This is a genomic window from Lancefieldella parvula DNF00906 (assembly GCF_000758945.1).
In the GTDB taxonomy this organism is placed as follows: domain Bacteria; phylum Actinomycetota; class Coriobacteriia; order Coriobacteriales; family Atopobiaceae; genus Lancefieldella; species Lancefieldella parvula_C.
Window position 1 is genome coordinate 1 of the sequence record NZ_JRND01000023.1, and the last position, 7177, is coordinate 7177.

General features: G+C 48.7%; 9 protein-coding genes. 5 read left to right on the forward strand and 4 right to left on the reverse strand.

What is annotated here, in order from left to right; all coding sequences use genetic code 11:
• Positions 1-140: 140 nt before the first annotated feature.
• From HMPREF1647_RS05000 to HMPREF1647_RS05010, 3 genes are read left to right on the forward strand one after another with little or no spacing between them, the layout of a single operon-like run.
• A complete protein-coding gene (locus HMPREF1647_RS05000; protein ID WP_035432649.1) occupies positions 141-362 on the forward strand; it encodes a hypothetical protein in 222 nt (73 codons plus the stop codon).
• 4 nt (positions 363-366) lie between these two features.
• A complete protein-coding gene (locus HMPREF1647_RS05005) occupies positions 367-1632 on the forward strand; it encodes an MFS transporter (protein ID WP_052039153.1) in 1266 nt (421 codons plus the stop codon).
• 4 nt (positions 1633-1636) lie between these two features.
• Positions 1637-2014 carry a hypothetical protein gene (locus tag HMPREF1647_RS05010; RefSeq protein WP_156095552.1) on the forward strand — a complete coding sequence of 126 codons (378 nt, stop codon included), beginning with the start codon at positions 1637-1639 and terminating at the stop codon, positions 2012-2014.
• Positions 2015-2084: 70 nt separating this feature from the next.
• Here the strand turns inward: HMPREF1647_RS05010 and HMPREF1647_RS07010 are convergent, their stop codons facing one another.
• Genes HMPREF1647_RS07010 through HMPREF1647_RS05025 form a run of 4 tightly spaced genes read right to left on the reverse strand, consistent with a single transcriptional unit; the run spans position 2085 to position 4850 of the window.
• Complete coding sequence (locus tag HMPREF1647_RS07010) at positions 2085-2225, reverse strand: hypothetical protein (RefSeq protein WP_156095553.1); 141 nt, start codon at positions 2223-2225, stop codon at positions 2085-2087.
• A gap of 13 nt (positions 2226-2238) precedes the next feature.
• On the reverse strand, positions 2239-3075 hold the full coding sequence (locus HMPREF1647_RS05015) for a metal ABC transporter permease (protein WP_035426855.1): 837 nt from the start codon (positions 3073-3075) through the stop codon (positions 2239-2241).
• The gene (locus tag HMPREF1647_RS05020) at positions 3068-3820 is read right to left on the reverse strand and encodes a metal ABC transporter ATP-binding protein (RefSeq protein ID WP_035432652.1); all 753 of its coding nucleotides are present in this window, start codon (positions 3818-3820) and stop codon (positions 3068-3070) included. The genes HMPREF1647_RS05015 and HMPREF1647_RS05020 overlap by 8 nt, the downstream gene beginning before the upstream one ends.
• 7 nt (positions 3821-3827) lie before the next feature.
• Complete coding sequence (locus HMPREF1647_RS05025) at positions 3828-4850, reverse strand: metal ABC transporter substrate-binding protein (RefSeq protein ID WP_187468928.1); 1023 nt, start codon at positions 4848-4850, stop codon at positions 3828-3830.
• Between the two features lie 381 nt (positions 4851-5231).
• On the opposite strand from HMPREF1647_RS05025, the gene HMPREF1647_RS05030 reads away from it, so the two are divergent.
• Complete coding sequence (locus tag HMPREF1647_RS05030) at positions 5232-5984, forward strand: SDR family NAD(P)-dependent oxidoreductase (RefSeq protein ID WP_035432653.1); 753 nt, start codon at positions 5232-5234, stop codon at positions 5982-5984.
• A gap of 10 nt (positions 5985-5994) precedes the next feature.
• Positions 5995-6990, forward strand: coding sequence for a 2-keto-3-deoxygluconate permease (locus tag HMPREF1647_RS05035; RefSeq protein ID WP_035432654.1), 996 nt, complete (start codon positions 5995-5997; stop codon positions 6988-6990).
• Positions 6991-7177: the final 187 nt, after the last annotated feature.

Genomic DNA, 7177 nt, shown 5'->3' on the forward strand with positions numbered 1-7177 from the left:
GAACTGCCTCCCATTTCTTGGACATAAGAAATGGGAGGCAGTTCACTTCGTCGGGCGCTTTTTTATGCCGTTTACGGGAGTACATTTGGAACGCGACGTGTGTGCTGGTAAAATATTAAAAAGTTGATGAAGGAGGTACTATGTCACTGTATCGTCATCTACATTCTAGTTTTGGTTCAGTCCAAAAAATTGCGCTTGCTGCCAGCACTTTTGTCATGACAATTGCGCTACCCGTTATCGCAAAAGCTGATGTTATTTCTACGCCAAGAATCGGTAGATCATCTAGCTTCTTAGTCATGGCTGCAATTTCTATTCTTGTAGCAGTAATTGGCCTCATCATGATCATAAGGCGTCGCAGGTAAAACCTTGTCCACAACGCAGCAGATTCTTCCCAAAAAAGAAGTCACTACATTTGCGTATGCACTTTGTCACTTTGTAGTTGACTTTGCATGCGTATCTACCATGCTCTGCGCGGTAAGCCGAGTGTTGGGAGAGTCTGGCCAGGGTTCGATGGAAGTTGTTGCGCTCAGTATTTTACTGTATGACATAGTTGCCTTTACCCTGCAGCTCCCTATAGGCATTGCGCTGGATCAGCTGGATAAGAACTCCTATGCCGCCTTACTTTCGTATGCTTCAGTGGGCGCTGGAGTTGTTCTTTCGCTGGTCCCTATAGCCCTTCTCGAGTGGCCTGCGATTCTTTTGCTTGCGATTGGAAACGCACTCTTCCATAGTGCAGGCGGACTGAGCGTCCTTAATATCTCGCAAAAACATGCAGGACCTTCGGGAATCTTTATTGCAACTGGTGCAATTGGAGTCTTTTTAGGTACACAAAGTGCTCAAATGGGAAGACTTCAGATTGCGTTTTCCCTGCTTGTGCTGTTGTTCTTATGCGCGCTTATCACGCTTGTAGTGCAAAAGGTTAACAAGAAGTACTGGAACGTGCATAACGTTTCGTTTGACATTCCTAGGCTTTCGTCCAATACATTGCTTGCGATTGCACTGCTGAGCCTTGTGGTGGCGCTGAGAAGCTATGCTGGCATGGTTATGGCATTTCCTTGGAAGAGTGAGATGCTCTTACTGGTATTAAGTATCATTGGCGTATTTGCAGGTAAAGCGCTTGGTGGAGTGGTTGCTGATCGTATTGGCTTCAGGACTACAGCTATCTTTTCGCTCATTGTTGCAGCCACCTTGTTTGTGCCCTCATGGGAGATACCGGTTATGGGCCTTCTGGGTGTATTTTTCTTCAACTTTACTATGTCCATTACGTTGGCATCTCTGGCAAATATCTTGCCTAACGCAAAAGGCACCGCGTTTGGACTGGCCAGTTTCTCACTAGCCGTAGGTGCGTTGCCTGCGCTCGCAGGATTCCGTATTGAACATCCTGCGATGCTCTCTGGTATCAGTTTGGTCTCGGCACTTTCGTTGGGCGTAGGTCTTACGTTAGTCAAAGATTCCGTGGCTACAGGGCCATTTGGTCATGAGCGTATGTTCCAGGCAGCACAAATTGTTGAGGCTGTAGAGGAAGATAATCTAATCGCAGAGCTATCTGATCAGGTTGATGAGCTTGCGGTTGAAGATGAGTGCACGACTGAAGACTATCTTGTTGATGAAGACAAACAAGTAGAAGGCTAATGGCATGGACGACCAAATATTTTTATTGCCGTATTTGATAACCATTATTCCGATATTTGCGTTTTGTCTGATTCTGACTATTACTGTTGAGCTTATTGTCGCAAAATCGCTTGGCGTTAAAGACAATCACGCGCTGCTGATTGTTGTGGCTGCACAGGTGCTTACCAATCCAATCGCTGTTTTTATCACAAGTGTCCTTGTTAATGTGGTTGCTAACGACGCTCAGTATTGGGCGTGTGTCATAGCGGTTGAGCTGGCCGTTATTGTTGTTGAAGGTCTCATTTACAAGGTAAAAAGAGTAAGCGACGCTCCATGGACACTTTCAATCTTGTCTAATCTTGCGTCGGTTTCTGTGGGTATTCTCGTTCAAACACTTATATAAAAATTTAGCGAGAAACCCTTTGAATGGAAGGGGTTTCTCGCCAAATCTGGGTGATTTATGAGATGAAGCCTTAATGGACAATTGCAATAAGAAGAGCTCCGACCATAAGACCAATGGATGTTCTTAATGCCGCTGAGGCTTGCCTGTGCAAGAGCTTTTGCGCGCGGGTTGCGTGCGTGAGCTGGGCTTCTGAAGTGTTGAGTGTACGCATTGGTCCTCCTTTCTTAGTTCTTGTCTAGTATATGCCTAAAAGTAAGCTTTGGTAAACTCTTTAGTATAAAAATGATACAAAAAACCACGCCGAGGGTGAGTCCAATCATTCCTCCAGAAGAGGCGTCTAAGTAATAACTGCCTGTTATTCCAATCAAAACGCTGACCGTGGCAATAAGCGGAGAAATCCAGAGCATATGTCGCATCTGATTGGTAAGAAGCCTTGCGCAGGCACCCGGAACAATAAGCAGCGAGACTGACAAAATGACGCCAACTGCCTGGAGCGATATGACAATTGCGAGGGCTAAGGCAACAAGCAAAAATGAAGTGAGTGTTTTAGTAGAAAGACCGATTGCTTGAACCTGCGTGGGATCAAATGAAAGCAAGGTCAGGTCCTTGTTTTTAAGGATGAGCAGGATTGCAATAGGCAGGCCAATACAAAGAACTTGCAGCATGTCGGGAGTAGTGACACCTAAAAGGTTTCCAAAGAGTATGTGCGAGAGGTTAATCTGACTTGGAACCTTGGATATGAGAACTGTTCCTAGTGCAAAAAACGTTGTAAATACAATGCCGATAGCAGTATCGGGGCGCACAATTTGGCTCTTTTTGACTTGTCCGACCAACACCACGGTAATGAGAGCAAACACAAGTGCTCCTACCAGATAGGGAAGTCCCAGCAGATGAGCAATGACCACGCCTGGGAGAATAGAATGCGAGATGGCGTCGCCCATAAGCGACCATCCCATGTGTGTGATCCAGCAGCTCAAAAGCCCGCAGACTATGGCGGTTGCAATTCCGGTGATGAGGGCTCGCTGCATGAATGCGTATTGGAGAATGTCTACCTCAGGCATGGAGCACCTCCTCAATGTGGGTATCTTCGGAAATACCAAGGTTCTGCAGGAGGGCATCTCCAGAAAGAATTTCTTTTGAAGACCCCTGTGCGGTAATGGTTTTATTGATGACCAGGCAGAGCGGGAATTTTTGCTGGGCCAAATTGATGTCGTGAATTGAAACGAGCAATGTTTTGCCTTCTTTACTGAGATTATTGAGTTGTTCGGTGATAATGGCCTCAGAGCGAGCATCTACTCCCGCAAACGGTTCGTCGAGAAATACCAGCTCAGCAGCTTGTGCTATTCCACGAGCCACAAAAACACGCTTTCTTTGTCCGCCCGAGAGTTGGGCAAGTGGACGATCTGCAAGGTCGGCCAGGTTAACGCGTTCAAGCGCCTGGGCAACCAGCTCTTTGTCCTGAGCGGAAGGTATGCGCATCCAACCCTGATGAACATATCTTCCCTGCATAACAACGTCTTTTACGAGCAGCGGAAACGTCGCGTCAATTGCCTCCGTTTGAGGAACGTAGGCTACTTTGCCCTGCTTGCGCGCCTGTGAAAGAGGTTGCTGACCCCAAGTAAGTGAACCCTCCCATGCGATGGTGTCCATCAGTGCTTTGAAGAGCGTAGATTTTCCGGCGCCATTGACGCCTACAAGTGCGCAAAGATCTCCTGTTGAGAGCGAGAAATTCACGTCATAAATGACGGGTTTCTCGCGGTCTTTTTTCTCGTACCAGGCGCAAAGTTGCGAAACACAAAGATTCATCGAACAATTACCTTCCCATGAGACCAGATACGATTGCGTCTGCGTCGTGTTGCAGCAGGTCAAGATAGGTGGGCACGGGGCCGTCAGCTTCCGAGAGGGAGTCTACGTACAATATGTTCTTCTCGTCAGTCTTGAGGACAGCACCCGTCTCGTCGGCTACCTGCTGCATTGCCTTGGGGCTTACCGTGGATTCGCAGAACACCGCAGGGATTTGCTGGGCTTTTACGGCTTCGACAACCTTGGCGATCTGCTGCGGAGTGCCTTCATCAGCGGCATTAACGGCCCAGAGGTAGAGTTCCTTCATGTTGGTATCGCGGCACAGGTACGAGAACGCTCCCTCGCAGGTCACAAGCGTGCGCTGGCTCTCCGGCAGGGCGCTAAGCTCCTCAATCAGGTGAGAGGAGATGTTGTCGAGCTCCTTTTTGTATGCGTCGCCGTTGGCTTCGAAGTCTTTGGCGTGGTCAGGGACAAGGGTGCTGAGCGCGCGGACGATATTCTCGACGTAGATTTTGCCATTTGCGGGCGACATCCACGCATGCGGATTGGCTTGGCCCTGGTAGTCGCCCTCGGCGATGGGGATGGCGGTGATGCCTTCGCTGAGGTCGGCGCGCTGAGCAGGCGAGTCGTCGACGAAGCGCTCAAACCAGCGCTCAAGACCCAGGCCGTTGTTGAGGATGAGCTGGGCTTTCTGTGCGCGCTTGAGGTCGTCGGGTGTTGGCTCGTAGTCGTGGATCTCGGCGCCGGCCTTAGTGATGGACTCTACCTGGCAGAACTCTCCCGCAACGCGAGAAGCCATGTCTTGGATGACGGTAAAAGTGGTCAAAACAAGGGGAGCCGAGGAGTTTGGGTTTTGCGCGGTGCTTGAGCTGGTAGCAGAATCGCGTGGGCCACACGCGGCGAGAGAAGCGATGGCTGCTGCGGAACTTGCGCTGAGCAAGGTCAGCGCTGACCTGCGGGTTAGGAGAGGATTGCGGGTAGCGTGCAGTTGTGGGTTTGCGACTGCTGAGATATGCGTGCAGTGATGTTTCATAGTCACTTCCTTAAAAGATATGAGAGCAAGTAGCTGCGGGGCTGAAAGCAAGAAACTGATAGCGTGAAGCCAAGAGTTAGGAGTTTGGAGCTACGAGCTCAACTGGTTTCTCTCCCTATTGTATTCCTAAAAGTTAGCTTTGTCTAACTTTTGAAATTTACGAGGAAAGAAAAATGGTTAGATTTGCAGACAAATGTCCAAAAGATTGAACATGAAATTTAATGTGTCATTTATGTCGCATTTTAAGCAAATTATTTTCCTTTGGCTTATTTACCATAGGATTTGTGAAACAAAAATAATTTTTCTATAGCAAATTATGTGAATATGGCTAGAATTTATTTTGTTTCATAATGGTTTGTGCTCGTTAAAAAAGGAGAGAGCATGGCATTCGATTTTACAGGTAAGCTGGTTCTGGTTACAGGCGGAAGCGCTGGTATTGGCGCTGAGATCTCCAAGGGTATTGTTGCTGGAGGTGGACATGTAATCGTTTGCTCTCGTCACGAGGACACTGGCCGCAAGTTTGTCGAGGAGCTCGGCGAGGGTAACTTCTTCTACACAATGGACATTGCAGATGCCGAGGGCGTCAAGAAGACCGTTGCTCAGATTCTTGAGGAGTGCGGCGACGTCAACGTTCTTATCAACTGCGCTGGTCGCATCAGCTCCGTTCCTTTCACCGAGGTTGACGACAAAGAGTGGAACAACACTATCAACACCAACCTCACCGGTACCTACAACGTAACTCACGCTCTCTGGCAGCACTTCATTAATCGTGGTGGCGCTCGCATTGTCAACGTTTCTTCCGTTGCAGGCAAGATTGGCGGCGGCCTCCTTGGTACTGTTGCTTACGCATCTTCTAAGGCTGGTATGAACGGCTTTACCAAGGCTATCGCTAAAGAGGGCGGCAAGTACGGCATTTCTTGTAACGCTGTTTGCCCATCCTTCACCATTACAGATATGACCACTGCACTCTCCAACGATGAGGAGAAGTACAAGAAGGTCGTAGGCATTATTCCTCTCGGCCGTCCTGCACAGGCATCTGAGCCTGCACAGATGGTACTGTTCTTTGCTTCCGACGCTGCTAGCTTTGTCAACGGTGAGGTTGGCGACTGCGACGGCGGCATCGTAATGGATTAGGTGATTGTTGATGGCTACAAAAGAACCAATTTCTCTTCAGCACCCATTTAAGGCACTGGGTCGCATTCCAGGCGCAAACATCCTGGTACCACTGCTTCTTGGCGTTTTCATGAACACATTTTTCCCAGATGTATTCCCAACGCTTGGTAGCTTTACTGCTGCTATGACCGTTAAGGGTACTGCTGCTCTGGTTGGTGCTTTCATGTTGTGTGTTGGTGCAACTATTTCGTTTAAGAGTGCACCAAAGGCTGCTCTTCGTGGCGCTATCATCATCATCTCTAAGGTTGTGTTCTGCGTTGCTCTTGGTCTTGCAGTTCTATTCTTCCTGAACGACAACCTGCTTGGCCTTTCTTCCATGGTCATCCTTGCTGCTTGCTCTGGTGCAAACAACTCCATGTATGCAGGACTGATGGCTGATTATGGTAACGAGTATGAGCAGGGCGCAGTCGCAATTACTACGCTGGTCGTTGGCCCTCCAGTTACCATGCTTGCTCTTGGCGCAACTGGTCAGTCTCCAATTAACTGGTCTTTGCTTGGTGCAGTTCTCCCAATTATCCTGGGTATTCTGCTTGGCAACTGCTTCCCATCTATGAAGAAGATGCTCACAAGCGCTCTGCCAGCAATTATTGTCATGACCTTCTTTGCTATGGGCACAACCATGAAGTTTGATTCTCTCATTATGGCTGGTCCTGCAGGTATTCTGCTTGGCGTTATCTGCTCTGTTTGCGGTGGCTTTATCAACTACTTTGTTGATAAAGCAACTGGTGGAACCGGAATTGCAGGCGTTGCAATTTCTTCCTGCGCAGGCGCAAACGCACTTACACCTGCTGCTATGGCAGAGGCAAACCCAGCCCTGTATGGCGGCGCTGCTCTTGCAACAGCAAATGCACAGGTAGCAGCTGCAGTTATCGTTACTGCAATCCTGACTCCTTTGATTACTGGTTATGTTGCTGAGCACTTTGCTAAGAAGGACAACACTTCAGAGGAAGTTGTTGAGTCTGCTTAATTGCCCTTAAAGTTTCAAGTGTAAAATCCCAGCACCTAGCGGTGCTGGGATTTTTTGTGCTGCGAAACAGCACTGGCTCCGTGCAAGAGTTGCTCGAAGAATGGCAATAGACGGCTGATAGGGGGGGCGGTGGATGCAGAGATCCTTCGCGAATCACTCGAATAAGTCTCCAAGTGGTAAAAAATGC

Excerpts from the sequence above, each read along its gene's own strand:
- HMPREF1647_RS05035 (WP_035432654.1), top strand. The coding sequence starts at position 5,995 with ATGGCTACAAAAGAACCAATTTCTCTTCAGCACCCATTTAAGGCACTG.
- HMPREF1647_RS07010 (WP_156095553.1), bottom strand. The coding sequence starts at position 2,225 with ATGCGTACACTCAACACTTCAGAAGCCCAGCTCACGCACGCAACCCGC.
- HMPREF1647_RS05025 (WP_187468928.1), bottom strand. The coding sequence starts at position 4,850 with ATGAAACATCACTGCACGCATATCTCAGCAGTCGCAAACCCACAACTG.
- HMPREF1647_RS05030 (WP_035432653.1), top strand. The coding sequence starts at position 5,232 with ATGGCATTCGATTTTACAGGTAAGCTGGTTCTGGTTACAGGCGGAAGC.
- HMPREF1647_RS05020 (WP_035432652.1), bottom strand. The coding sequence starts at position 3,820 with ATGAATCTTTGTGTTTCGCAACTTTGCGCCTGGTACGAGAAAAAAGAC.
- HMPREF1647_RS05010 (WP_156095552.1), top strand. The coding sequence starts at position 1,637 with ATGGACGACCAAATATTTTTATTGCCGTATTTGATAACCATTATTCCG.
- HMPREF1647_RS05000 (WP_035432649.1), top strand. The coding sequence starts at position 141 with ATGTCACTGTATCGTCATCTACATTCTAGTTTTGGTTCAGTCCAAAAA.
- HMPREF1647_RS05015 (WP_035426855.1), bottom strand. The coding sequence starts at position 3,075 with ATGCCTGAGGTAGACATTCTCCAATACGCATTCATGCAGCGAGCCCTC.